Consider the following 25,323-nt stretch of genomic DNA (forward strand, 5'->3'; position numbering starts at 1 on the left):
TCACAACCCCTTCGGTGGCACGACGAGCAGGTAGATCTGGGTGATGAACAGGTTGATGAGGTAGACGGCCAGGAACGAGATGACCACCGTCTGGTTCACGGCGTCGCCCACCCCGCGCGCACCCGGCGGCGGGTTGAGGCCGCGGTAGGCCGCGATGACGCCGGCCACGAAGCCGAACACGACCGCCTTGAACTCGCTCACCAGGATGTCGGAGGACTGGGCCAGCAGGTTGAAACTGCTGATGTAGGCGCCCGGGGTGCCGCCCTGCACGATGACGTTGAAGAAGTAGCCGCCGGCCACGCCGACGACGGTGGCCAGGCCGTTGAGCAGCGCGGCGACGTACATCATCGCCAGCACGCGGGGCACGACCAGCCGGCGCACGGGGTCGATGCCCAGCACCCGCATCGCGTCGATCTCCTCGCGGATCGTGCGCGCGCCGAGGTCGGCGGCGATCGCGCTGCCGCCCGCGCCGGCGATGAGCAGCGCGGTGACGATCGGGGCGGCCTGCTGGGTGATGGCCAGCACGCCGCCGGCGCCCGTGGCCGAGCCGGCGCCGAACTGGTCGAGCAGCTGGTAGAGCAGCAGCGAGATCGTGGCGCCGAACGGGATCGCGAACAGGGCGGTGGGCAGCGAGGAGACCTTGGCGATGAACCAGGCCTGCTCGATGAACTCCCGCACCTGGAAGGGACGCCGGAAGAGGTAGAACAGCACGTCCAGGCCCAGGGAGAACACCCGGCCGACGTGCACCAGTCCCGCGCGCCCCGGGTAGGAGCGCGTCTGGATCGCCGAGCTCACGCGGGGGCCACCGGGCCGGCGCTGCGGGGAGCGACCGACGGCGCGGCGGCGCAGGCGTGACGGTCGAGCATCGTGGTTCCCTCCTCCATGATCGGCCTTACGTTAGGCCGTTGTGACGCACATCTCTAGTGCTGTCGCACTAAACGGACGCCACCGACTTTGGTGCGCCGCACCACACGCACCGGGGCCTCCCGCTCGTCCGGGACGACGGGGCGACCGCCGAGCGCCGTCATCGCGGCCGATCGCTGGTGACGACGACCAGCAGACCCGGCCGCGATTCGTGCTCGGGCACCAAGCCGAACCCGGCGCACAGGCTCTACGCTGCACCGCGGGACGACGTGACGCCCGCCACACCGGCCCCCGTCGCCCGCACGCCCGACCCGCACCCGCCGGCACCCGCCCACAACCGCCCGTACCCGCACGTCCTGCGCCGAGGAGCCCACCATGGGATTCATCAACCCGCCCCCGCCGCCCGTCCCGGCCGAGCAGTTCCTCCCGCTCCCCCTGCGCGAGCGGATGCGGATCCTGACGACCAACTGGGTCGAGGACGGCTTCGGGACGCCGCGGGTGCTGCACGTCGTCTACGTGCTGAAGATGCTGGGGCTCTACTTCGGTGTCGGGATCTGGATCGCCTCGGCCACCAGCGACATCGCCTTCACCGACATCGGCTCCTGGTACAACAACGTCGTCGTCTACCAGAAGCTCGCGATCTGGCTGATGCTGCTCGAGGTGATCGGCCTCGGCGGGGCGTGGGGGCCGCTGTGCGGCCACTTCAAGCCGATGACCGGCAACATCCGTTACTGGCTGCGCCCCGGCACGATCCGGATGGCGCCGTGGCGGCGGGTGCCGCTGACCGGCGGCGACGAGCGCACCGTCGTCGACGTGCTGCTCTACCTCGGCGTCCTCGCCGCGCTGGCCTACCCCTTGGCCGCCCAGGCCGAGCGGGTGCCCGCGGCGTTCCTGCCCGCCGGCGCCGGTGTGCAGGAACTGGTGCCCGCCGAGGCGTTCGTGCCGATCCTGGTGTTGATGCCGCTGATGGGCCTGCGCGACAAGGTGATCTTCCTGGCCGCCCGCTCCGAGCAGTACCTGCCGATCATGTTGTTCTCGGCGCTGTTCGGGACGATCTCCTCGACCGCCGACTTCGTCGACCTCGTCGTGGTGTTCAAGATCGTCATCTGCGTGGTGTGGATCGGGGCCGGGGTCAGCAAGTTCGGCCAGCACTTCGAGAACGTCGTGCCGCCGATGGTGTCGAACTCACCGGGTCAGCTGAACGTCGTCAAGCGCGCCCACTACCGCAACGCCCCCGAGGACCTGCGGCCCTCGCGGGTGGCGTGGTTCATGGCCCACGTCGGCGGCACCACGGTGGAGCTGCTGATCCCGATCACGCTGCTGCTGACCACGAACGAGACGATCGCGCTGCTCGGCGCGCTCGGCATGCTCACCTTCCACATCTTCATCACCTCCACGTTCCCGCTCGCGGTGCCGCTGGAGTGGAACGTCTTCTTCGGCTTCATCGCGGTGGTGCTGTGGATCGGCTTCGACCCCGGCACCTACAACATCTGGGACTTCTCCACCCCGCTGCTGCTGATCCCCGTCTTCGCACTCCTCACCTTCGGCCCGGTCCTGGGCAACCTGCGCCCCGACCTGGTGTCCTTCCTGCCCTCGATGCGCCAGTACGCCGGCAACTGGGCCTCCGCGGTGTGGGCGATGCGCCCGGGCGTCGAGGAGCGGCTGAACGAGCTGCCCGGCGTGCACAACCAGCTCGACCAGCTGCAGGAGATGCTGCTGCCCTACAGCGCCGGCGACGCCGAGATCACCCTGCAGAAGGCGCTGGCCTGGCGCTGCATGCACAGCCAGGGCCGCGGCCTGTTCTCGGTGCTCTACGACCACCTCCCCGACCTGGAGCAGCGCGTGATCCGTGAGGGCGAGTTCGTGTGCAACACGATCGTGGGCTGGAACTTCGGCGACGGGCACCTCCACGACGAGCGCTTGATCGCCGCGGTGCAGAAGCGGCTGAACCTCGCCCCCGGCGACCTCGTCGTGGCCTACGTCGAGTCCCAGCCGATCCACAAGAAGACCCAGCAGTACCGGATCATCGACGCCGCCCTGGGCGTGGTCGAGCGGGGCGAGTGGACGGTGGCCGACTGCGTGCGCGAGCAGCCGTGGCTCCCGAACGGCCCCGTGCCCCTGCGCGTGCACTGGACCGCTCCCGGCTACACCCGCCCCACCCTCACCCCCTCCGGCTGAGCCCTCCCGAGAGTCGCCGGGCGTCGCCGGGGTCGCCGGGGGGACGTTGGAGAGACCCCGACCACCGGCGGGCTGTCAGCCGAGGTCGCGCAGGGCGGTGCGGGCCGCGAGGTAGCCGGCCATGCCGTGGGCGCCGGGGCCGGGGGGCACGGCGGCGGAGCAGAGGTAGGCGCCGCGCAGGCCGGTGCGGTAGGGATTGCGGCCGGGGCGGGGGCCGAGCAGCAGCGAGCGCGGGTCCTTGGAGCCGGTGAGGATGTCGCCGGCCACGAAGTTCGCGTTCTCGGCGGCGAAGACGCCCGGTGGGGTCACGTGCACCTCGTGGATGCGCTCGCGCAGGCCGGGGGCGAAGCGCTCGATCTGGTCGATGATCGCCTCGGTGGTGCGCGCGGGGTCGCCGTCGTACCCGGTCGGCACGTGGGCGTAGCTGTACACCGGGTGCAGGTCGCCGCGGGAGCGGCCGGGGTCGGCGACGTACTGCTGGCCCAGCAGCACGAAGGGTCGCTCGGGCATGACGCCCCGGGCGACCGCCCGCTCGTTGGCCACGATCTCGGTGGCGTCGCCGCCCAGGTGCACGGTGCCGGCACGACCGACGGCGGGGTCGCGCCAGGGGATGCCGCCCTCCACCGCGAGGTCGACCTTGAACGCCGACGGCCCCGGTCGGTGGCGGGCGTAGGCGCGGCGAGTGGCCGCGGGCAGCCGGTCGCCGTAGAGCGCGACGGCGGCGGGCGGGGCGAGGTTGAGCAGCACGGCGTCGACCGGCGGGAGGTCGGCGGCCGAGCGCACCTCCACCCCGGTCTCGATGACGCCGCCCAGCGCCCGCAGCTGCGCGGCGAGGGCGTCGGTGAGCCGGGCGGTGCCGCCGACGACGACGGGCCAGCCGGCGTGGTGGCCGGCCGTGAGGATGCCCATGCCGATGGCGGAGGAGACGACCTCGGTGAGCGGGCGCATCGCGTGGGCGGCGGTGCCGAGGAACAGCGCCCGCGCCTGCGGGGTGCGCAGGTAGCGCGCCACGGCGACGGCGGGCAGCACGGTCGGCGCGCCGAAGCGGCCGAGCAGCAGCGGGTGCTGGGGCACGTGCACCACGGGGCCGAGCACCTCGGCGGCCAGCCGGGGGTAGGAGCGCGACGGCGCGCCGAACAGCCGCTCCCAGCGGGGACCGTCGGCGCCCAGACCCGCGGCGGTCTCGGCCACCGAGCGGTGCAGCAGCGCGGCGGGGCCGTCGTCGAGCGGGTGGGCGGCGTCGATCTCGGGCCAGGCCCACTCCAGCCCGAACTCGGCCAGCCCGGCCAGCGCTGGGGAGTCGACCGCCATCGGGTGGAAGCCGGCGCAGTGGTCGACCAGCAGCCCGGGCCCGAAGGGCTCGATCGTGCGGGTGCCGCCGCCGATCCACGGCTGCGCCTCCAGCACGGTGACGTCGACGCCGGCCCGGGCCAGCTCGACCGCGGCGGCCAGGCCGTTGGGCCCGCTGCCGACGACAACAGCGCTCCTCACGCGCGGTCTCCCGCGCCGGGGACGATGACATCGGACGACGGGGCGGCGGAGGTCACCGTGGCATCCTGCCATTGCGGACCCGGAGGTTCGGGCTGTCCGCCGAGCAGGCCGTGCACCCGCAGCGCGGTCTCGAGGTCGTGGCGACGCTCCTCCAGTGACCTACCGAGCAGGTCCTCGGCCTGCCGGAGCCGGTAGAGCACGGTGTTCTTGTGCACGTGGAGCCGGGCGGCGGCGCGGGCGCTGCTGCCGTCGGCGAGGTAGGCCAGCACGGTGGCGCGCAGCCGGGCGGTGGCGTCGTCGTCGCGGGCGAGGTCGCCGAGGGTCCGGGCGAGGAAGCGCCGCAGGGCCGCCGGGTCCTCGGCGAGGAGGCTGGCGAGCTCGACGTCGCGGTAGCGCACCACGCCGCCGTCTGCCGGGGGCGCGGGCGCGAGGTCGAGCAGGCGGCGCACCCGCACGGCCTCGTCGTGGCTGGCGCGCAGCCCGGCCAGCCCGGACGCCGGCTCCCCCAGCGCCACGCGGACACCGCCCGGCACCGCGCCCGGCGCGCCGGGGTCGGGCGGGACCGTGCCGGTGAACCACGCCCAGAGCGTGTCGGCCGCGGGCTGGGTGGTGAGCAGTCGGGCCCGGGCCCGCTCGGCGAGCGCGCGGGCCGCCTTCTCGAGCCGGCGGGTCGCGTCGGCCTCCGCGCCGGCCCCGGCAGACGAGGGGGCGAGCCAGAGGACCGCCGCCACGTGGTGGTCCTGCACGGGGTGGTCGAGCAGGCGCGCGACGGTCGCGGCGTCGCGCTCCTGACCGGCCAGGACCGCCTCCAGCACGGCGGCGCGGCGGGCGACCGAGCCCCGCAGCCGCGCGGCGGACTCCTCGGCGTGGGCGCGGACGACGTCGTCGACCACCCGCTCGAGGTTGCGGCTCAGCGCCTCCCACAGGAACTGCAGCACCGCGACCCGCAGGGCGGGGTCGAGGTCGGCGTCGTGGATCTCGGCCATCAGCACCTGCCAGATCACCCGCTGGCCCACGCGGTAGGCCCGCAGCAGCACGCCGAGGTCGGCGCCGTGGGCGGCCAGGGTGCGGCCGAGCTGCTCCATCTCGGAGGAGGCCGGCACCGAGCCCGGGGGCCGGTCGGGGATCGTGTCGAGGTGCACCAGCAGCGCCGAGCGGGTGCTGGCCTCCAGGGTGGCGCCCAGCTCGGGGGTGGCCGCGACCTCCGGCACCTCGGCCACCACGGCGTCGTCGACCAGCGCCACCAGGCGCGCCACCTCGGCCTCGCCGCGCAGCCGCCGCGCCCAGGCGCGCAGCCATTCCCGTACCTGCTCGTCGACGACCGCCGACCCAGGCGCGCTCACTGCCGCACCGGTCGCAGATTGGACGATCGTCCAACACCGGACCCCGGATGCTGGGCCGCTGACCCATGACGAGGTAGGACCAAGGGACGCATGATCAGACGGTCGCACCAACCGGCCCCTCAGGCAAGGACCTCACCCATGACGCAGCGCCCCTCGGCCACCACCCCGCGCCTGCCCGACACCGTCGTGGCGATCACCGGCGGCGCCCGCGGGATCGGACGCTGCGCCGCGGCGGCGTTCCTGCGCGCCGGCGCCCGGGTGGTCATCGGCGACCTCGACGCCGACCTGTGCGCCGCCACGGCACGCGAGCTCGCCGCCGAGACCGCGGGGGCCGAGGGGCGCATCCTCGGGCTCGGCCTCGACGTGACCGACCGGGCGTCGTTCGCGGCCTTCCTCGACGCTGCGGAGGCGCAGGTGGGGCCCCTCGACGTCCTGGTGAACAACGCCGGCATCATGCCCACGGGGCGGTTCCTGGAGGAGTCGGACGCGATGACCGACGCCATGCTCGACGTCAACGTGCGCGGCGTCCTGACCGGCTCCAAGCTGGCCGGCCAGCGCTTCACCGCGCGCGGGCAGGGCCACCTCGTGAACATCGCCTCTCTGGCCGGGGTCAACCCCACCGCCGGCCTGGCCACCTACTGCGGCACCAAGAGCTTCGTGCTGGCCTTCACCGACTCCCTCTACCGCGAGCTGCAGGGCAGCGGCGTGCGGGTCTCGGCGGTCCTGCCCGGCGTGGTGCGCACCGAGCTCTCGGCCGGCTCGGCGGTGCCGGCCTGGTCGACGTCGCTGTCCACCGTGGACCCCGAGGACATCGCCGCGGCGGTGGTGGGCGTCGTCGGCTCCTCGCGGCTGCGGGTCACCCGTCCGCGCACCCTGAGCGCCTCGATCCGGCTCAGCGCGATGCTGCCGACCCGGCCCCGGCTCGCCTTCGAGCGCCTCACCGGCTTCGACCGGGCGTTCACCGGCGCCGATCCGGCCGCCCGGGCGGCCTACCACGCGCGGATCGGGGCGGCGGCGCAGCGCCCGGCCGCCGTCGAGGTGCCGGACCGGGGCTGAGGGTCGGCTCCTGCGCGCTAGCGTGCGGCCATGGGCCACTCCCGTTCCGACGTCACCTTCCCCGCCGGCGACGGCACCTGCGCCGCCTGGCTCTACCGCCCCGAGGGGGCCGTCGGGCCGGTGCCGGTCCTGGTGATGGCCCACGGCCTGAGCGGGGTCAAGGAGATGCGGCTGGACGCCTTCGCGGAGCGCTTCGCCGACGCCGGCTACGCCTGCCTGGTCTTCGACTACCGCCACTTCGGGGCCAGCTCGGGCGAGCCGCGCCAGCTGCTCGACGTCGACACCCAGCTGGTCGACTGGCGCGCGGCGATCGCCCACGCCCGCACCCTGCCCGACGTCGACCCCGACCGGGTCGTGGCGTGGGGCACCTCCTTCAGCGGCGGGCACGTGATCGTGCTGGCCGCGGAGGACCGGCGACTGGCGGCGGCGATCTCGCAGTGCCCCTTCACCCACGGCCTGGCCTCGGCGCTCACCATCCCGCCGCTGGTCTCGGCGAAGGTCACCGCCCGGGCGCTGCGCGACGCCGTCGGCGCGCTGCTCGGGCGCCCGCCGGTGATGGTGCCGGCCTGCGGCGCCCCGGGGAGCACCGCGCTGATGACCGCCCCGGACTGCGAGCCGGGCATGAGCGCGCTGGTGCCGCCCGGCCTGGAGGTGCGCTCCGACGTCGCCGCCCGGTTCGTACTGCAGATCATCCGCCGCTACCCCGGCCGCCGCGCCCAGGACGTCGCCTGCCCGATCCTGTTCGCGATCTGCGAGCCCGACTCGGTCGCGCCGGCCAAGCAGACCAAGCGCTACGCCGCCCAGGCCCCCCGCGGCGAGGTCGTGCTGTACGACGTCGGCCACTTCGACATCTACGTCGGCGAGGCCTTCGAGACCAACATCGCCCACCACCTCGACTTCCTCGCCCGCCACGTGCCCGCCTGACGGCCCGCCCGTCCCCCGGGGATCGGTCCCGGCACCCCCCCGACCCCCTTGAGAGACCCCCTTCACGACAGGAGCAGACGATGGTGTCGCTGACGACGACCGGACCGGTGTGGACCCTCGACCTCGGCGAGGACGAGAACCGCTTCTCCCCCGACTGGATGGACGAGGTGGACGCCCGCCTCGACGACGTCGTCGGGGCGCCGGAGGCCGTGGCGCTGCTGACCACGGGCAGCGGGAAGTTCTTCTCCAACGGCCTGGACCTGGACTGGTTGAGCAGCCACCAGGACCAGATGGGCTCCTACGTGGCGCGCGTGGAGCGGCTCTTCCAGCGGTTCCTGACCCTGCCGGTGCCGACGGTCGCGGCCATCAACGGACACGCGTTCGGCGCCGGGGCGATGCTCGCCCTGGCCCACGACTACCGGGCGATGCGCCAGGACCGCGGCTTCTTCTGCCTGCCGGAGGTGGACATCCTGATCCCGTTCACGCCCGGCATGTCGGCGCTGGTGCAGTGCAAGGTCTCGCCGCAGACCGCGCGCGACACGATGACCACCGGGCGCCGACTGGGCGGGGACGACGCCCTGGCCGCCGGCATCGTGGAGGCCAGCGTGGGCCTGGACGCCCTCCCCGCCACCGCCGCGGGGCTGGTGTCCGGACTGGCGGGCAAGGACCGCCCGACCCTGGGCACCATCAAGTCGACGATGTACGCCGCCGCCTCGGCCGCCCTCCTCGCCCCCACCGCCTGATCAGGGGTCACCGTCTCTCCGTTGTCACCAGCACAATGCACCGGTTCGGCGCGGAAACCGGTGCATTCCGCTGGTGACAACGGGGGACAGCACCCCGTGCCGGGCGGGGGGAAGGGGGCCCTGCCCTACGATCGCCAGCGTGGTGGACGCGGTCGAGACCCCCGATGGGCCCGGGCACGTCGTCGGGTCGGGCGTGCTGCGCTGCCTGCCGCCCACCCATGCGGACGGCACGATCACGCTGCGCTACGAGGGCACCGACCACGCCGGCGCCCACCACCGGTTCACCGAGACCATCGAGCTGCCGGGGCGGCTGGAGGACGCCGACGCCGACGTCGTCGGGCCGCTGCTGGCGCTGCTGTCCGGCGCCGCGTCGCTGAGCTACTTCAAGGCCCTGGCCCCCGGTCGGCTGGAGGTGCCCGACGGCCTCACCGACGTCGAGCGCCACTTCCTCACCGAGCTCAGCGCGCACGGCCTGGGCGAGTTCGCCTACGAGAACGACCTGCCCGCGGTGCTCGACACCCCCGTGGTCGGCCCCACGCTCCCGCCCCGACCCACCGGCCAGGACCGGGAGCGCCCGGTCCGGCGGGCCCTCACCGCCGTCGGCGGCGGCAAGGACTCGATCGTCTCGATCGAGGCGCTGAAGCGCGCCGGCTACGACGTCGGGCTGTTCTCGGTGAACAGCTACGCCCCCATCGAGGCCACGGCCCGGGTGGCGGGACTGCCCCTGCTCTCCGCGCGACGCCGGCTCGACCCGGCCCTGTTCGCGCTCAACGCCGCCGGCGCCCCGAACGGCCACGTGCCGGTGACGGCGGTCAACTCGATCGTCGCGCTGCTCACCGCCCTGGCCCTCGGGTTCGACACCGTGGCGTTCAGCAACGAGGCCAGCGCCTCCTACGGCAACGTCGTGTGGCACGAACGGACCATCAACCACCAGTGGTCCAAGGGCCGCGACTTCGAGCAGCTGCTGCGCGGCGCCCTGCCCGCCGGCGCCCCGACCTACCTCTCGCTGCTGCGCCCGCTCACCGAGCTGCGGATCGCGCGCCACTTCGCCGGGCTCACGGCGTACCACCCGGTGTTCACCAGCTGCAACCGCGCCTTCAAGCTCGACGCCGCCGCCCGCACGTCGTGGTGCGGCGACTGCCCGAAGTGCCGGTTCGTGTTCCTGTGCCTGGCGCCGTTCCTGCCCGGGCCCGCCCTGCTCGCGATCTTCGGCGGCCGCGACCTGTTCGCCGATCCCGCCCAGCGCACCGGGTTCCTGGAGCTGCTCGGGGTCGACGGCCTGCTCAAGCCCTTCGAGTGCGTCGGAGAGCCCGACGAGTGCCGGGTGGCGCTGCAACTGCTGCGCTCCCACCCCGACTGGCGCGACCACCCGATCCTCGGTGATCCCGCCGTCGCGGCGATCACCGCCACCGAGGCCGACGCCGCGGCCGCCTTCGCCTTCCGCGGCGACGAGCACGTGCTGCCCGCCGACCTCGAGGCGGTCGTCCGTGCGCTCTGAGGACCTGCGCGGGCTCGACGTCGTCATCTGGGGCGCGGGCCGCGAGGGCCGCGCCGCGCACGCCTGGCTGGCCGGGCTCGGGATCGCCGCCGAGATCGTCGTCACCGGGCCCGGGGCGCCCGCGGGCTCCGCGGAACGGCTGCTGCGTGCCGACGTCGTGGTGAAGAGCCCCGGGGTGCCGCACACCGCGCCGGAGTTCCTCGCGGTGCGCGCGGCCGGCGTGCGCGTCACCTCCCTCACCGACCTCTGGCTCTCCGCGCAGGCCGCCCGCGTGCTGGCGGTGACGGGCACCAAGGGCAAGAGCACCACCTCCGCCGCCGCCCACCACCTGCTCGACGGCGTCGGGGTGGCGGCCTCGCTGGTGGGCAACGGCGGCACGCCGGTCACCGAGGACGACGCCGGCTCCGCCGAGGTCGCGGTAGCGGAGGTGTCGAGCTACCAGGCCGCCGACCTCACCGTCTCCCCGCGCCTGGCGGTGGTCACCTCGCTCTACCCCGAGCACCTGCCCTGGCACGGCGGCTACGAGCAGTACGTGGCCGACAAGCTGAACCTGGTGGCCCACGGACCGGCGCTCGTCGTCGTGCCGAGCCACGAGGGCGAGGTGGCCGAGCGGGTGCGCGAGCGGATCGACGCCCGCACCCGCCTGCTGGCCCCGGGCGATCTCGGGATCGTGGTCGACGACGGCCTGCACTGGCACGGCGTGGGCTTCCTGACCCCCGACCGGATCGGCCTCGCCGGCGCCCACAACCACCTCAACCTCGCGCTCGCCCTCACCGTGGTGGCGGCCGGGTTCGACGTGCCCGCCGGCTCCCGTCCCACGCTGCTGGCCGCCGCGGGGGCGTTCGCGCCGCTGGCCCACCGGCTCGAGCCGGTGCCCTCCGACGACGGCCGCCGCTGGGTGGACGACAGCCTCGCCACCGCTCCCGAGGCGGTGGTCGCCGCGCTCGCCACCTTCCCCGGCACCCGCGTGACCCTGCTGCTCGGCGGCTCCGACCGGGGCCTGGCCTACGACCCGCTGCGCGCCTACCTCGCCGGCCGCGACGACGTCGAGGTGCTGGCGCTCGGGCCGGCCGGTGCCCGCTGGATCGCCGAGGGCGGCGCGGACGCGGCCCCCACGACCGCCACCGCGAGCTTCGCCGAGGCCTGCGCGCTCGCGCGCACCCGCGACACCGAGGTCGTGCTGCTGGCCCCCGGCGCGCCGAGCTTCGACGAGTTCGCCTCCTACGAGGAGCGCGCGGCGGCGTTCCGGGCCGCCGCACGGGCCTGATCCGGTGGACGTGCTGCACACCCTCGACGGCGCGGCGGTCGAGGCCGTCCCGGCCGCGTGGTCGCTCGTGCCGTACGCCACCTACACCAGCTGCGTCGTCGTGGAGCGCGCGGTGCTCGGCTGGAGCGGCCACCTGGCCCGGCTCGCCGGCGGCGTCGACGCGCTGTGGGGGCACCCCCTCGACCCCGACGACGTGCGCACAGCGGTGGCCGCCCACCTCGCGCTGCTGCCGGATCCCGACGCCGCCCGGGCGCTGCGCGTGACCGCCCACCCGGCCGACCTCGACCTGCTCGACCCGGCCGCGGCCACCGGCGTGCGACTGCTGGTGAGCTCGCGTCCCGCGGCGTTCCCGCCCGCGGTGACCGACACCTTCACGGTGGGCACCGTGGCGCACACCCGCGAGCTGGCCGGGGTGAAGTCGACCTCCCTGCTGGAGCAGGTGCGGCTGCGGCGCGAGGCCCGGCTGGCCGGCCACGACGACGCCCTCTTCGTCACCGGCGAGCAGGTGCTGGAGGGCAGCACCTGGACGGTGCTGGTGTGGCGGGGCGACGACGTCGTCACCCCGGCGGGGCCGGTCCTGCCGAGCACGACCGCCGGCCACCTCGGGGCGATCGCGGTCGCGGCGGGCGGCACCGCCACGCAGGCCGAGGTCACCCTCGCCGACCTCCACGAGGCCGACTTGGTGATGGCGGTGAACGTGAACACGCCCGCCCGCGCGATCTCGGCGGTCGACGGGCGCCGGCTGCCCCTGGACCGCGACCGGCTCGGCGGGCTCGCCGCCGCCTACGCCGCCCTGCCGCGGGAGCCCGTGGCGCCCGCCTGATCGGATTCCGATCAATCCGCACCTGGATCAAGGTTTGCTCAAGTCTCTCGAGGGCAAGAGAACCTCCGTACTCGGGACCCACCTAGAGCAAGGAGTTCCCATGGGCTACGGAGCCGGAGGCTTCCTCACCGTCGTCGGTCTGGTCCTCGCACTGGCCGTGCAGGACACCATCAACGAGGTCGACCTGCAGATGGTCGGCTGGATCATGACCGTGGTCGGGATCGCGCTGATCCTGCTCACCGCCGTGACGCTGAACAGCAACCGCCGCGCTCGCACCACCACGACCGTCACCCACAGCGACGGCACCCAGAGCGTGCGCGACACCCGCACCGACGTCTGATCCCCCCGCAGATCACCCGCCGATCCGCCGATCCCGCCCACCGAGGAGAACCCGTGAAGTTCCTGCTGCTCATCCTGCTGATCCTGGCCATCGTCTACGTCGCCCAGCTGGTGCTGCGCCGCCGCTGACCCGCGAGGAGCCGGCGCTCCATCCCCCGCCGTCGGGCACACGCTGCCCGCACTGACACGAAGGCCCGCGTCCCCCGTCGCGGGCCTTCGTCCGCCCCGGGACCCGATCGTGGGGCTCGGACCGGGTCGGGTGAGACCGGGTTGGGACCGATCCGTCCCTCGCCGCGGCACCCTCGGACGTCGGCGGCCCCTAGCGTCGGGGCCATGACCGCTCGACGTCGTCCTGCCGCGGCGCTCGCCGCCCTCATCGTGGGGTTCGGCGCGCTGGCACCGACCTCCTCCGCCGCGGCGCCGAAGCGCGCCGACCTCGTCGTCGTCGCCACCACCCCGGGCACGCTCGTGGCGCAGCCCGGGGGCGCCCTGGCCACCGCGGTGAGCGTGCGCAACCGGGGCAGGGCCGCCGCCCCCGGGTCGCGGGTGGGCCTCTACCTCTCCCGCGACGCCCGGCTCAGCCCCGCCGACCGGCTGCTCGTGTCGGGCCGCATCGGCGCCCTCGCGCCGGGGCAGACCCGGCAGCGATCCCTCACCGGCCGGCTGCCGCAGCCGCTGGCCACCGGCACCTGGCGGATCCTGGCGTGCGCCGACCTCGACGTCGAGGTGCGCCAGTCCTCCACCAGCAACGACTGCCGGGTGCACCGCAGCCTCGACGTCGCCCAGCCCGGTCCGCCGCCCTCGGGGCCGAGCGGGGGTGCGGAGTCGGCGTGCGGCGGCGCGGTGGTGCCGTACTCGCAGGGCACGACGCCGCCGGCGGGCGTCCGGTTCGAGGTGACCCCGGCGTCCCCGGACGGGGTGCTGGGGGTGAGCGCCGACCCGGTGGGCGCGGAGTTCGACACCATCGAGCAGTACGCCCAGACCACCCTCACGATCACCAACGTCGGCACCGCGACCTCCCCCGGCGTCACCGCCCAGGCCGGCGCCTGCGTGCCGGGGCGCGGCGCGCCCGGCTACTGGGGCGGCCTAGACCTGTGGGACGACGGCGTCGAGCCCGCCCGCCGGTGCGGCAGCAACGGCAACCTCGGCGCGCTGCCGCCGGGCACGTCGTGCGACGTGCAGGTGTGGGCCAGCGACATCGTGCGCGGCGGCACCAACCCCGGCTACCTGCGCCTGACCACCGGCGTCGACGTGCTCGCGGTCTTCCCGGTCTCCGTCGACTCCGCGAGCCGGGGCTACCTGCGGCTGCAGACGATCACCGGCAGCGACGACCTGCGCGACAACGCCCCTGGCCGGCACCGACGGGTGCTCGTGCGGGCCACCAGCATCGGCGACCGCGACGCCGTCCCGTCCTTCTCCTTCACCGACCACGCGGGGGTCTTCGAGATCGACGGCAGCTACACCCCGCCGTCGGGGACGACCCGCTGCCAGGTGACGTACTCCGCGAGCAGCGGCACGTATGTGGGGGCGGTGTCTCCCGGTGGGTCCTGCGTGGTGGCCATCGACGTGTGCTCCGCACTCAGCGCGGTGGACTACACGACCCGCCTGTTCGCCTCCCGCATCGACGGGGCGCGGCAGTCCGACGACCTGCCGCTGCGCTACACCACCACCTCCGGCCCGGCGGAGCAGCCGTGCTGACCGCGGCCGCGGCGCGCACCGCCGCCCTGGTGCTCGTGCTCGCCTGCGGCGCCGTCGTCGCACCGGCGACGGCGACACCTGCCGGCGTGGTCACCGCCCCCCGCGCCGGTGCCCTGCAGCTGGACCCGAGCACCCCGCTGCTCGGTGAGCCGCTGGCCGTGAGCGCCGTGGTGCCTGGACCGGCACGGCGACCGGTCACCCTCCAGGTGCGCGCCGGGGGTGCGTGGCGCACCGTGGCCCGCGGCCGCGCCGCCCGTAGCGGCCGCACCACCCTCACCGCACCAGCGCCGCGGGGCACGATCCGGCTCGCGGCCCCCGCGGCGGGCGGACGCCCGGCCTGGACGTCGTCGCCCCGGGCCGTGCCGATGGCCCGACCGCGCAGTCGGGTGGTCGACCGCGCCGGTGGAGGCGGACTGCCCGCCGACGGCGCGAACGACCTCGAGGTCTCCGCCGACGGCCGGTGGGCGGTGTGGGTCTCGGCGTCGGACGACATCGCCAACGTCGACACCAACGGCACCGCCGACGTCTACCTCACCGACCTGCGCACCGGGGCGACGACGCTGGTCTCGCGCACCCCCACCTTCACCGCCGGCAACGGCACCAGCATCGAGCCGAGCATCTCCGCCGACGGCGCTGAGGTGGCCTTCTCCTCCGCCGCCACCGACCTGGTGCCCGGCCCGAGCAGCGGCTACCAGGTGTACCGCTTCAGCCGGGCCACCGGCACGGTCACGCGGGTGAGCAACGCCATGGGCGGCGGGGCGGCCGACGGCGTCTCGAGCAGCCCGGCGATCTCCGCCGACGGCTCGGCGATCGCGTTCACCTCCAGTGCCACCACGATGGCCGGGGACACCACGGCCACCGTCGACGTCTTCATCGGCTACCGCGGCGACCCGCAGCCCCGCCAGGTCTCGATCACGCCCTCCGGGGTGCCGGGCTCGGCGCGCAGCGAGTCGCCGTCGATCTCGGCCACGGGCCGCTACGTCAGCTTCAGCTCCAACGCCTCCGACCTGGTGGCCGGCGACACCGACGGGTTCTCCGACGTGTTCGTGCGCGACCTCGACACCAGCCGCACGACCCTGATCTCCCGGGTGCCGGGCGGGCCGCTGGCGAACGGCGCGTCCTACGCCTCCTCGATCTCGGGGGCGGGCGACCGGGTGGCGTTCGAGACCACCGCGACCAACCTCGCCACCGGCGGCTCGCGCGTGAACGGCGACGTCGTGGTGTGGACGCGGGGCGCCCCGCGCCTGGTCACCGCCTCGGTGCGCCGCGACCCGGCGGCGGCCTTCGCCGTCGACGACCCGCACCTGAGCCGGGACGGCCGGTGGGTGCTGATGGACACCACCGACGCCCTCCTGGCCGCCGACCGCAACGGCGTCCCGGACACCTACGCCGTGCGGCTCGGCACCGGCTCGGGTGCCGCGGCGCGGCCGTTCCTGGTGAACGCCACCGTGTCGAGCACCGGCCGGCCCTGCGCCACGCCGGTCGGCAGCTCGGGCACGAGCATCTCCGGCGACGGCCGGTTCGTCGGGTTCGTGTCCTACTGCAGCGACCTCACCCCCGGCGACACCAACACCGACCCCGACGTGTTCCTCACCGACCTGCGCGCCCGCTGAGGAGTCACCGGTCGACGTCGCACCAAGCGAACGGCAGGTGTGTCAGGGCCGATCGCCTGCCGTTCGCTTGGTGCGACGCTCACCGGCGGTGACGGATCGGCACTACCCGCTTAGGCTCCGGGTGCATGGCACCGGCCCGCCCGCTCGCAGCCCTCCTGATCGCCCTGCTGCCCGCCGCCGGGCTGCTTCCGGTCCCGAGCCGCGCCGCACCGCCCGCCGGCACGACCGTCCTGGACCCGGTGCAGGTGCAGGCGTTCGTGGCTCACGTGCAGCCGGCGGGCGACTCCTGCACGGTGACCGACGCCGTGTCGGGCACCGACACCGACCAGAGCACCGGACCGTCGGTGGACGTCGTCGCCACCGACACCGGGGAGGCGCAGTCGCCGCTGCCGGGCGACGACGTCGACCTCGAGGGCTCCGCACGGGCCACCGTGGGCTCCTCGCTCGTGGGTGAGGTCCGCACGCTCACCGTGAGGGCCGCGCTCGACGTCGCCGCCCTCCCGCGCACCGGCGCCTCGGCGTGCCAGGTCGCGGTCGCGGGGCAGGTCGCCACGAGCGCGGCGCTGGAGCTCGCGGTGGCCGGTTGGGTCACCCTCACCGCCACGGCCGACGGCCCCGCCGGGGTCGGGATCCAGGTGGACGGCGACGCGCACGACCTCGTCCTGACCCTGACGAGCAGCGCCTCCGAGAGCCGGGTGCGGGCCTTCCTCGAGGCCGGGCAGTACCTGGTGCGCACCCAGGCGAGCGCCCGGTCGCCCGAGGCGTCCGGGGGCGGTGGCCGGGTGGCGAGCACGGTGATGACGACGGTCCGGGTCGTGCCTCCGGGCCGGGCGCTGGCGGCGGCCGGCGGCACGAAGCGGATCGCCACGCTTCCGGCGGCGCTCGACTGCGACCGCTCCAGCGCGGTCGTGCGGCTGGGGCGTGGGGTGGCCGGGGCGCGCACCGCCGTGTTGCGGGCCGGCGGACGCACCGTGCGCACGGTGCGCGGGCCGAAGCCCGGCGACGTCGTCACGCTGCGGACGCTGCCCGTGCGGGCCCCGCTGACCCTGAGCGTGACGGCCCGCGGCCGCGCCACCAGCCGGTCCTACGAGGCCTGCGCGCCGGTCTGAGGCCCGCCGCCGACCTCAGTCCTCCGGGAGCTCGTGGATCCGGGCCAGGATCCCCACCAGCAGGTCCTCCAGCGCCGCGCGCGTGGCGGCGATGGCGGCGTCGATCGGCGGCTCGAAGGTCGGCGCGAGCCCGGCCACCTGCACCGGCACCTCCAACCAGCCCTCGAACGGCGAGCGCAGCTCGGCGAGCATCCGCCGGACCTCGGTGGCGGTGGCCACGAGCGGCAGGTGCTCCGTGAACTGCTCCCGGGCCGGGTCCAGACCGGCGCCCGCCTCCAGCTCCCGCGCGCGACGCGCGTGCGAGGCGGCGTGCGCGGGATGGGCACCCGCCCACCGCAGCTCCTCCACCTGCGCGCGCACGACCTCGCGCAATGACGCGCCGCGGGTCGGCTCGCTTCGGTCCGGCTCAGCCACCCCGCCACCCTAGGAGGCCCGACCGGAGACGCCCGCGCCGACGCTGACATCACCGCCATATCACGGGCATATCATGGCGAAATGGAGGAAGGCAGCAGGGATGAAGGCGGCAGGGACGAGGTACGAGCCCTGCGGACGGCCGCCGGTCTCACCCAGGCCGAGCTCGCCGCCCGCGCTGGTGTCGCCCAGCCCAACATCGCCGCCTACGAGTCGGGCAGGCGCCGTGCGTCCAGCGCGACGATCGCGCGGCTCCGACGCGCCGCTGCGCCGCGCCCGGGCGAGGCTCTGGCCACCCACCGCACCGCGCTGATCGCGCTCGCCGCGCGTCACGGACTCACGCAGATGCGGGTGTTCGGGTCGGTCCGGCACGGCAGCGACGCGCCCGGGAGCGACGTCGACCTCCTCGTGGCCGCCGCGCCCGGGACCGGGCTGGTGTCGGTCGCCGCCTTCGCCCTCGCCGCCGAGGATCTCCTCGGCGTGCCGGTGGACGTGGTCACCGAAGGGGCGCTGCGCCCCGACCATCCGATCCGGCTCGAGGCGCTGGCGCTATGAGGCCCTCACGGTGAGCGCCGATCCCGCGGGGCGACTGGGGAGGACCTACGGCGAACGCACGGCCTGGGCACTGTCCGAGATCCTGCGGGCCTGTGAGACCGGGGCCCACCTGGTGCATCGTGGCCGGGCCTGGTTCGACGACGATCCGGACGGGGTGCCGTGGCTGGCGGCGGAGAACCTGGTGATCCGGGTGGGCGAGAACGTGGCCCGCTTGGACCCGCGATTCTGCGCCGACCATCCCGCCGTCCCCTGGCGGGTCATCAAGGACATGCGCAATCGATTGACGCATTACTACGAGGCGACCGATCACGACGTCGTGTGGAGCACGCTCGCGGCGGACTTCCCGATCCTCGCGGCTCAGATCCGCGACCTCCTCGAGCAGGCCTGAACCGACGACCTCACCCGATCCCGAGCCGACGGGCCACCTCGGGACCGCCGACGGCGGCGATGTGGTCGGGGTCGCCGACGACCACGAGCCGGTCGGTGGCGCGGGACATGCCGACGTAGAGCCGCTCGCGGGCGCGGTCGCGCTCCTGGGCCTCGTTGACGCACAGCACCACGCAGGCGCGCTCGAGGCCCTTGGATCCGAGCACGTGGCCGTAGAAGACGTCCTCGCCCTCCCAGAACGAGCGCCAGTAGCCGACCTTGCCGTGGTGGTCCACCTGCGCGGTCTGCTCGGGGTGGCGGTGGCCGGTGGTGAGCAGGGCGACACGGCCGGCGTCCCAGCCCTCGTCGAGCAACCGCTCGACCTCGTCGTCGGCCACGCCGAGCGCGTCCTCGTGCGACGCCGGCACGAACCGCACCGCGGGTCCGTCGCCACCGCGGGCGAACATCCGGGACGGCGCGAGGGGGTCGAAGACCTCGTGGATCTGGCGGGTGTTGCGCAGGTTGTGGTCGAGCACGAGCGGCACCAGCTGCACCGGCGGGCGACCGAACCGGGCGAAGAGCCGCTGGTTCTCGTCGGCGAACACGAACAGCCCGCCCTGCTCCTCATCGCGCAGCGCGCCGAGCAGCGGCGCCCACCACGACTCGGCGAAGTCCTGGGCCTCGTCGACCACGAAGGCGTCGAAGCGGTGCCCGGGCGGCAGCTCGGCCGCACGCTGCGCCATCAGCTCGGGCAGCTGCACCTCCCAGAAATCGCTGGGCTCCTCGCCGGTGATGGTGAGGCCCCACTGGCGGCCGAGCTCCTCGTAGGTCCCGACGAACGCCGGGCGCTTGCGGCGGTCCCAAGAGGCCACGACGCGCTTGAGGTACTCCGCGAGCCCGATGGAGTAGCAGATCAGCGCCACCCGCTCGGCCTTCGCGCCCCGGCTGCCGGCGGTGAGGTCCTTGGCCTTGTTCAGCGCGAGCACGGTCTTGCCGGACCCGGCACCGCCGCGCACCTCGACCCGGCGCACCAGCCGCGTGACCTGCAGGATCACCATCTGCTCCTGGGTCAGCCGGTCGGCTTGGGCCGCCCGGTCGGCGGCCTCGGCGTTGAGGTCGAAGGCGGTGTGGGCGCGGCCGCTGAGGATCTCGCCGATCAGCGCGAGGTCGTCGTCGTTCGGGATCGGGTACCCGTGGGCCAGCGCCCAGCCGTTGTTCTGCACCCGCTCGGAGAGGTCGGCCTGGTCGTGGCGGTCGTGCAGGGCCCAGCGCGGCAGTTCGGGCACCGCGAAGTCGTTCCCGAACGCGCTGTACGGCGTCACGACGCCGTGGCTCCACGCCACGCGGGGCCGGCTCCCCCAGCGCGGATCCTCCTGCACGTAGCGCCGCAGGGCGTGCTTGACGTCGCGGGCCTGGTCGACGGGGTGGCAGCGCTCGTCGACGTCGCCGCGCCGCACCCACCAGCCGTCGGCGTCGTGCCACACCGACCCGCCCTTGACCTCCAGCACGGTGACGGCGGAGCCGGGAATCAGCAGGACGAGGTCGGCCTCGTGGTCCTTCTCCTGGTCGGTGAGGCGCAGGTTGGGCAGCACCACCGAGCCGGCGGGCAGGGTGTCGCACAGCCGCCGCCACACCTCCTGCTCCGAGGGCGTGCTGAAGGCGGGGCGCTCCGGGATGCTGCGGGCGGGCATGGCGGGATCCTCACACGGTGTCGGGGCCGGTGGCGGGGGACGCGCAGGCCGGGGAGGCGACGAGCGCGGCCGTGGCCGCGGCCAGCGACGCGAGCCGCGCGGCCACGACGTCGCGGCGTAGCTCGAGCATGAGCCCATGCACCCGGGGCTCGACACCGTGGTGGCGCAGCGGCACGTAGCAGCCCGCGAAGGGCGAGTCGAGGCCGACGTCGCCGGTGGGGGCGACGGTGGCGAACCGGGCCCGGGCGGCCTCGAGCAGTGCTGGCGGGGTGTGCACGGGATCGGTGCCGAGGCACACCTCGGGGCGCGGCCCGTCGCCGTGCAGCTCGTAGGGCAGCGCCTCGCGCGGGTAGGAGTGGAGGTCGAGCACGGTCACGGCTCCGCAGGCGTCCAGCCGCTGCTGCACGAGGTCGGTGATCGCGGCGGCGTAGGGCGTGAACCAGGTGGCGATCAGGTGGGCCCGCTCGGCGTCGGTGGGCGCGCGCAGCACGCCCCGGCGGGAGGTGGCGGTGTAGACCGCGCCCATGCCGACGGCGTTCATCTCCTCGGTGTCGTCGGGGAACCGCTCGGGGTCGACCACCAGCCGGGAGCAGCGGTTGAGGAACACCCACGGCCGCGGGCCCTCGGCGGCGGCGAGGTCGGCCGCCCGGAGCGCGATCCGGTCGGTGTCGGTGTCGGTCATGGCGTCGAGCTCGGCGGCGAGGGCGGCGTCGTCGAGCAGGATCCCGGCCCGCACCGCCGGTGGGATCACGCGCGAGGAGTGCGGCACGTGCAGCACCACCCCGGAGTCGGGATGGCCGGGCACGACCTCGAAGGAGGGGTTCACAGCTCGCCGGCGCGGGCCAGCAGCGCGTCGTCGCGCACGACCGTGCAGCCGGCCGCCTCGAGCAGCGCCCGCAGCTGCGGCTCCGCCTCGGCCCGGACTTCCAGGACGGCGCCGTTCAGCGCGGTGTCGGCGATCCGGCCCCAGTCCCCGAGGTCGACGTCGTGGCCCTGGGCCCGCAGGGCGGCCAGGAGGTCGACGGCGACGATCGCGGGCCAGGCCGGCCAGTCGCCGTCCTCGACGCCGGGCTGCTCCTGCACGTCGAACGACGCGCCGCCGTCGTCCTCGGGCGTGAGGTCCTCGACCTCGAACGGCGCCGGCACCGCGGTGGCCTCCGCGGCCAGCGCGCGGGCCTGCGCCCAGGTCGTGGCGGCGCGCCAGCGGTCGAGCTCGGCGGCGGCCACCTCGGCGTGGCCGGTGGGCAGGAACGCGAGGTCGCCGGTGGACAGCAGGCCGAGCGTCGTCGGACCGGGCCAGGGGTGGTCACCCCAGGCGGGCGTGGTGGAGGAGGTCATGCCCCCGAGTCCACCCCAGGGGTCCGACAGTTCCGGATCCGCCGGGTCCGGGTCGGGGAGAGAGCGCTCAGCTGGCCTTGATCCGGGCCGTCGGCACGTTGACACCGAACGTGCAGGCGTCGCCGAAGGTGGGCTTGAGGGTGCGGTCGCAGCCCAGCCAGCCGGTCTGGAAGCCGCGCGGGCCGATGATCTTGATGCCGAACTCCTCGTAGTCGCCGCGGAAGGTCGCCTTGTAGTTGCCCTGGGCGTTGGTGGTGACCGAGCCGAGGAAGTCGGTCTCGCTGGCGTCGAAGATCCGCACGGTCACCCCCTGCACCGGGCGGCCGTTGTTGAAGCGCACGACCTTGCCGCTCACCACGGTCGTGACCGCCTTCGCAGCGGCACTCGCGCCGGGAGCCGGGGCGGCCTGGGAGACGGCGGGGGCACCGACCGACGTGATCAGGGGGAGGGCGACGAGCAGCGCGGCGGCGGCGCCCAGACGGCGGGAAGCGTGCGACATGGGCGCCATGATCCCCGACCTTGTCGCAATCGGGAAGGTCCGCGACCGACGCGGCTCGCCGTCAGGCCCCGGGGTGGCGGATCAGCCAGACCCGGTCCGGCCACGGCGGGTCGGGCTCGCGCCGCTCCTCGACGAAGCCGTGACGCCGGTAGAACGCCGCCGCCCGGTCGTTGCCGTCGATGTGCTCGAGCGCCACCGGGCGCCCCTCGGCCCGGGCGAGCAGCTCCTCCAGCAGCAGCCGCCCCACCCCGGTGCCCTGCGCGCGGGGACGCACGTAGAGCTTCCAGATCACCGGTGGATCGCGCCGCAGGTCGAGGTTCCCCATCCCCACGACCTCGCGGCCGTCCTCACCGTCGTCCTCCGCCACCAGGGTGGTGATCGCGGAGATGCTGGTCGCGACGGCGTCCTCGGACCACCAGGTCGCCAGCCCGTGCGCCACGAACTCCTCGCCCACGAAGGCGTACGTGATCGGCCAGGTCTCCGCCGCGATCCGCCGGACGGCCGGCACGTCGCCGAGGGTGGCGGGGCGCAGGGTCACGCTCATGGGCGTCCGCCTTCCCCGACCTCACGAGGCTCAACCAGGGCCCGGCCGATCGGTAGCGGCGTCGAGGACGGTCAGCACGTCGAGCAGCCAGCGCTGCGGGTAAGCGTCGGGGAGGGCCTCGACGACGTCGCGCACCGCCGTCTCCCGGGGTACCCCGGCGAGCATCGCGACGCGGGCCGCGACGGTCGGGGTGCGGCTCTGGCCGGCCACGCAGTGGAGGAACACACGGTGGCCGGCGCCGCGCAGGCGCAGGACGGTGCGGGCGGCGTCGTCGATCACGAAGGCGGCGTTCGGGTTCTCGGCCGGGGTGGTGTCGAGCAGGCGCACGGCGTGGTGCACGACGCCGTCGGGCAGCTGGCGGCGGCCGACGCGGCACATGCTCACCACGGCCGTGATGTCCGGCGTGGTCGGGGAGGGCAGCCGGTCGAGCGCGGCGGCGTCGCCGATCCACACCCCGGTCACACCGGGCAGGGGCACGCAGGTGCCGGCGAGGTCGTAGCGGCGGTAGTCGACGTGGTCGCCGGTGGGCCAGCCCGCGGCGTCGGGCTCGCCGCCGCGCACGGCGAGGGTGGCGGCGGCGACGAGGCCGGCGGCGCCGGCACCCGGCCCGCCCTCGACGCCCCAGCCGTGCAGCACGCCCTGCCACTCCTGCGGCACGGCGCTGGCGCCCCAGCGGGCGCCGAGCAGGGCTCCGGCGATGGCGGCGACGGTGTCGGTGTCGTGGCCGATCCCGATGGCGGTGGCGAGGGCGTCCTGCAGGTGCACGCAGGCCAGCGGGCCGTCGGGGACGGGGGTGTGGACGATCGCCGACCACGCCGCCTGCAGGGCGCCGACCACCCAGGCGTTGGAGCCGAAGTCGCTTGGCGGTCGGGTCTCGGCCTCGGCGAGCAGGCCGCGCCAGTGCGCGGCGGTGTCGCCGAGGTGGCCGACGACGTCATCGGCGGTGGGGAACTCCCCGTGCAGGATCGCGTGGCGGATCATCAGGCTCCACAGCGCGGCGCCGTCGCCCGCGAGCGGGTCGTGGTGGGTGAGGGCGCTGATGGCCCGGGCTGCGGCCACCACGGCGGCGGGGTCGTCGAGGTGGGGCAGCGCGACGGCGGCGGTGCGCATCAGCGAGACGTTGCCGGCCGAGCGGCCGCTCCGCTCGTGCACCTCGCGGGCCGCGTGCGCCATCTGCACGGCGGTGGGGGTCCGGCCGGCGAGCCGCAGCACCTGGCTGGTCTGGATGCCGACGTCGGGTGGCCCCGGGGCGTACCAGTCGGCGAACCCGGCCGCGATCGCATCGAGAGCCTCGGAGCTTCGCAGGTCGGCACCGGTGGCCGCCACCCGCGCGATCGCGACCGCCTGGGCGGTGTCGTCGGTCCACTCCCCCGGCGCGAACCCGCCCAGGCCACCGCCGATCATCGCCGGCCGCCCGGGGTAGGGCGCGGAGCCGAACTCGTAGCCAGCCCCGAGAGCGTCCCCGACGGCGGAGGCGAGCACCGCGCCGACGGCGCGGTCGAGCTGGGCGGGGGTCAGGTCGAGCGAGGTGGTCTGACGCAAGGAGCAGCTCCTGTCCTGCACCCGCCACGGTGGCGAGGGGTGCGTGAGGTCATCCGGCGGTGGCCGGATCAAGCACCACCCTGCCGGGGAGGTCCGACAGTTCGATTGTCGACAAAGAAACTCATGGCACGAGTAGTGCTACTCGCGCGACGGTCGATGTCGCTCCCGATGGTGTCTCGGACATCGTGGCTTGCCGGTGAGGTCGGTGCCGCCGCCGGATTCCCAGGGTGGGTCGTGGTCGATCTCGCAGTGGGTGGCGGACACGTCGCAGCCGGGGTGGACGCAGGTGGGGTGCATCGTCGCGATCGCCATCCGCTGCGCCCTGGTGTGGAACCTGCGGGTGCGTCCCCAGTCGAGCACCATGCCGGCGCCGTCGAGGACGGCGGGGATGATCCTGGCCTTGGCGGCGAGCCTGCGGGCGGCGGTGGCGCTGATCTTCTCGCCGGTGTCGAGGAGCCCGGCCTGCTCGAGCCGACCCTGGAGGTTCTCGATGGTCATCGTCACGACCACGGTGGCGCCGCAGCCGGCCAGGTCGGGGAGGTCGGTGTCCTGGATGCGTTCGAGCAGGTCGCAGAACGCCTGCCCCCACCGTGTGGGGGTGCGCAAAGTCGGGTCGTAGGACCCGGCCCCCTCCGCCGCCCGCTTCGCCTTCGGGGCGCCGATCGCGGTCAACATCTTGCGCAGCATCGCGCCGTGCATCACCGGGACCCGGAACCAGCCCTCCATCGTGCCGTCGTCGTGCTCCACCATCGAGAACCGGACCCGCTGCGCGGCCCGCGCCTCCTGACGTTCAAGAGCGGCGGACTCGCGCGCATCCGCGGCGATCGGGTCGAGGACCTCCCACACGCGCCGTCCCAGCACCCGCAGGTCGTTCGCGTGATGCGTCTGTGCCTTCTCCAGCAGGAACTCGGTCGCGCGGTCCTTGTCCCCCTCGGGCACCTCAGTGACCGCGTCGACGATGACCTTCGCCTGCGCAGAGTTGATCTCCGCGCCAGCCAACGCCGAGGCGACGTCGGGACACGCCTCGAGCGCCACCGCCTCCCGCACGGCCGCCCGACCCTGCGCCACCGTCGTCCCGGTCGCGCGAGCGTGCCACACCGCCACCGACTCCGCCCCCGACTCCTGATGCGCGCCGATCTCCTCGGCATGTACCAGCAGCCGCGCCTTCAGCGCCGCCGCATGAGCCTCCACCCGCGCGAGCTCCAGCAACGCCTCCCGCGTGTCCTCGACCCCCGCCGACCAGACCGGCGCAGCCAGGGCATGGGCCAGCGCGTCGTCGGCAACCCGTGCCCACTCCCGCACCCCACCCGCACCCATCTGCATATGGTCACTCAACACGGGACCACCGACAGTTTCGACCGCAGCGAGCAGGCCTGTGGAGATCGGTGTCCGCCACGTGGGGCGCCCGGCCGTTCGCCGAGGGCCTCGCCA

At 74.7% G+C, this 25,323-nt stretch carries 24 protein-coding genes; 13 read left to right on the top strand and 11 right to left on the bottom strand.

What is annotated here, in order from left to right; translation table 11 throughout:
* Positions 1-795, bottom strand: a complete 795-nt coding sequence (locus ACERUN_RS01330) for an MlaE family ABC transporter permease (protein WP_370287749.1) — start codon at positions 793-795, stop codon at positions 1-3.
* 444 nt (positions 796-1,239) lie between these two features.
* Between ACERUN_RS01330 and ACERUN_RS01335 the strand changes: the two genes are divergently transcribed.
* On the top strand, positions 1,240-3,042 hold the full coding sequence (locus tag ACERUN_RS01335) for a DUF3556 domain-containing protein (RefSeq protein WP_370287752.1): 1,803 nt from the start codon (positions 1,240-1,242) through the stop codon (positions 3,040-3,042).
* A gap of 75 nt (positions 3,043-3,117) precedes the next feature.
* Here the strand turns inward: ACERUN_RS01335 and ACERUN_RS01340 are convergent, their stop codons facing one another.
* Together ACERUN_RS01340 and ACERUN_RS01345 are read right to left on the bottom strand one after the other, a co-directional pair.
* Entirely contained in the window at positions 3,118-4,533 is a 1,416-nt protein-coding gene (locus tag ACERUN_RS01340) for a phytoene desaturase family protein (protein WP_370287753.1), read from the bottom strand.
* Positions 4,530-5,876: a PucR family transcriptional regulator gene (locus ACERUN_RS01345; RefSeq protein ID WP_370287754.1), complete on the bottom strand. Its 1,347-nt coding sequence runs from the start codon at positions 5,874-5,876 to the stop codon at positions 4,530-4,532. Before ACERUN_RS01345 ends, ACERUN_RS01340 begins: the two co-directional genes overlap by 4 nt.
* 138 nt (positions 5,877-6,014) lie before the next feature.
* Between ACERUN_RS01345 and ACERUN_RS01350 the strand changes: the two genes are divergently transcribed.
* From ACERUN_RS01350 to ACERUN_RS01395, 10 genes are all read left to right on the top strand, one after another.
* Complete coding sequence (locus ACERUN_RS01350; protein WP_370287756.1) at positions 6,015-6,932, top strand: SDR family oxidoreductase; 918 nt, start codon at positions 6,015-6,017, stop codon at positions 6,930-6,932.
* 30 nt (positions 6,933-6,962) lie between these two features.
* Entirely contained in the window at positions 6,963-7,856 is an 894-nt protein-coding gene (locus ACERUN_RS01355; RefSeq protein WP_370287757.1) for an alpha/beta hydrolase, read from the top strand.
* A gap of 80 nt (positions 7,857-7,936) precedes the next feature.
* Complete coding sequence (locus ACERUN_RS01360) at positions 7,937-8,599, top strand: enoyl-CoA hydratase-related protein (RefSeq protein ID WP_370287758.1); 663 nt, start codon at positions 7,937-7,939, stop codon at positions 8,597-8,599.
* Between the two features lie 139 nt (positions 8,600-8,738).
* Positions 8,739-10,097 (top strand): hypothetical protein, encoded by a 1,359-nt coding sequence (locus ACERUN_RS01365; protein ID WP_370287759.1) that lies wholly within the window; start codon positions 8,739-8,741, stop codon positions 10,095-10,097.
* Positions 10,087-11,364 carry a UDP-N-acetylmuramoyl-L-alanine--D-glutamate ligase gene (murD, locus tag ACERUN_RS01370; RefSeq protein ID WP_370287760.1) on the top strand — a complete coding sequence of 426 codons (1,278 nt, stop codon included), beginning with the start codon at positions 10,087-10,089 and terminating at the stop codon, positions 11,362-11,364. The genes ACERUN_RS01365 and murD overlap by 11 nt, the downstream gene beginning before the upstream one ends.
* A gap of 4 nt (positions 11,365-11,368) precedes the next feature.
* Positions 11,369-12,187 (top strand): aminotransferase class IV, encoded by an 819-nt coding sequence (locus ACERUN_RS01375; RefSeq protein WP_370287761.1) that lies wholly within the window; start codon positions 11,369-11,371, stop codon positions 12,185-12,187.
* A 100-nt stretch (positions 12,188-12,287) separates the two neighbouring features.
* Positions 12,288-12,527, top strand: coding sequence for a DUF6458 family protein (locus tag ACERUN_RS01380; protein WP_370287762.1), 240 nt, complete (start codon positions 12,288-12,290; stop codon positions 12,525-12,527).
* A gap of 332 nt (positions 12,528-12,859) precedes the next feature.
* On the top strand, positions 12,860-14,224 hold the full coding sequence (locus ACERUN_RS01385) for a CARDB domain-containing protein (RefSeq protein WP_370287763.1): 1,365 nt from the start codon (positions 12,860-12,862) through the stop codon (positions 14,222-14,224).
* Positions 14,218-15,837, top strand: coding sequence for a hypothetical protein (locus ACERUN_RS01390; RefSeq protein ID WP_370287764.1), 1,620 nt, complete (start codon positions 14,218-14,220; stop codon positions 15,835-15,837). The genes ACERUN_RS01385 and ACERUN_RS01390 overlap by 7 nt, the downstream gene beginning before the upstream one ends.
* A 125-nt stretch (positions 15,838-15,962) precedes the next feature.
* Positions 15,963-16,946: a hypothetical protein gene (locus ACERUN_RS01395; protein ID WP_370287766.1), complete on the top strand. Its 984-nt coding sequence runs from the start codon at positions 15,963-15,965 to the stop codon at positions 16,944-16,946.
* 15 nt (positions 16,947-16,961) lie between these two features.
* Here the strand turns inward: ACERUN_RS01395 and ACERUN_RS01400 are convergent, their stop codons facing one another.
* Positions 16,962-17,360 (bottom strand): hypothetical protein, encoded by a 399-nt coding sequence (locus ACERUN_RS01400; RefSeq protein WP_370287767.1) that lies wholly within the window; start codon positions 17,358-17,360, stop codon positions 16,962-16,964.
* A gap of 81 nt (positions 17,361-17,441) precedes the next feature.
* On the opposite strand from ACERUN_RS01400, the gene ACERUN_RS01405 reads away from it, so the two are divergent.
* Positions 17,442-17,912 (top strand): helix-turn-helix domain-containing protein, encoded by a 471-nt coding sequence (locus ACERUN_RS01405; RefSeq protein ID WP_370287768.1) that lies wholly within the window; start codon positions 17,442-17,444, stop codon positions 17,910-17,912.
* Positions 17,913-17,922: 10 nt separating this feature from the next.
* A complete protein-coding gene (locus ACERUN_RS01410; RefSeq protein WP_370287769.1) occupies positions 17,923-18,300 on the top strand; it encodes a DUF86 domain-containing protein in 378 nt (125 codons plus the stop codon).
* A gap of 10 nt (positions 18,301-18,310) precedes the next feature.
* Here ACERUN_RS01410 and ACERUN_RS01415 read toward each other — a convergent pair whose 3' ends face one another.
* The 7 genes from ACERUN_RS01415 to ACERUN_RS01445 form a co-directional block, all read right to left on the bottom strand.
* On the bottom strand, positions 18,311-19,969 hold the full coding sequence (locus ACERUN_RS01415; RefSeq protein ID WP_370287770.1) for an NERD domain-containing protein: 1,659 nt from the start codon (positions 19,967-19,969) through the stop codon (positions 18,311-18,313).
* 10 nt (positions 19,970-19,979) lie between these two features.
* Positions 19,980-20,795: an N-formylglutamate amidohydrolase gene (locus tag ACERUN_RS01420; protein WP_370287771.1), complete on the bottom strand. Its 816-nt coding sequence runs from the start codon at positions 20,793-20,795 to the stop codon at positions 19,980-19,982.
* On the bottom strand, positions 20,792-21,307 hold the full coding sequence (locus tag ACERUN_RS01425; protein WP_370287772.1) for a hypothetical protein: 516 nt from the start codon (positions 21,305-21,307) through the stop codon (positions 20,792-20,794). Before ACERUN_RS01425 ends, ACERUN_RS01420 begins: the two co-directional genes overlap by 4 nt.
* Before the next feature lie 67 nt (positions 21,308-21,374).
* Positions 21,375-21,806, bottom strand: a complete 432-nt coding sequence (locus ACERUN_RS01430) for a DUF1416 domain-containing protein (protein WP_370287773.1) — start codon at positions 21,804-21,806, stop codon at positions 21,375-21,377.
* 61 nt (positions 21,807-21,867) lie between these two features.
* Positions 21,868-22,350: a GNAT family N-acetyltransferase gene (locus ACERUN_RS01435; protein ID WP_370287774.1), complete on the bottom strand. Its 483-nt coding sequence runs from the start codon at positions 22,348-22,350 to the stop codon at positions 21,868-21,870.
* Positions 22,351-22,380: 30 nt separating this feature from the next.
* The gene (locus ACERUN_RS01440; protein WP_370287775.1) at positions 22,381-23,892 is read right to left on the bottom strand and encodes an ADP-ribosylglycohydrolase family protein; all 1,512 of its coding nucleotides are present in this window, start codon (positions 23,890-23,892) and stop codon (positions 22,381-22,383) included.
* Positions 23,893-24,030: 138 nt separating this feature from the next.
* Positions 24,031-25,209: a DUF222 domain-containing protein gene (locus ACERUN_RS01445; protein ID WP_370287776.1), complete on the bottom strand. Its 1,179-nt coding sequence runs from the start codon at positions 25,207-25,209 to the stop codon at positions 24,031-24,033.
* Positions 25,210-25,323: the final 114 nt, after the last annotated feature.

The organism is Nocardioides sp. (assembly GCF_964229035.1).
Lineage (GTDB): Bacteria > Actinomycetota > Actinomycetes > Propionibacteriales > Nocardioidaceae > Nocardioides.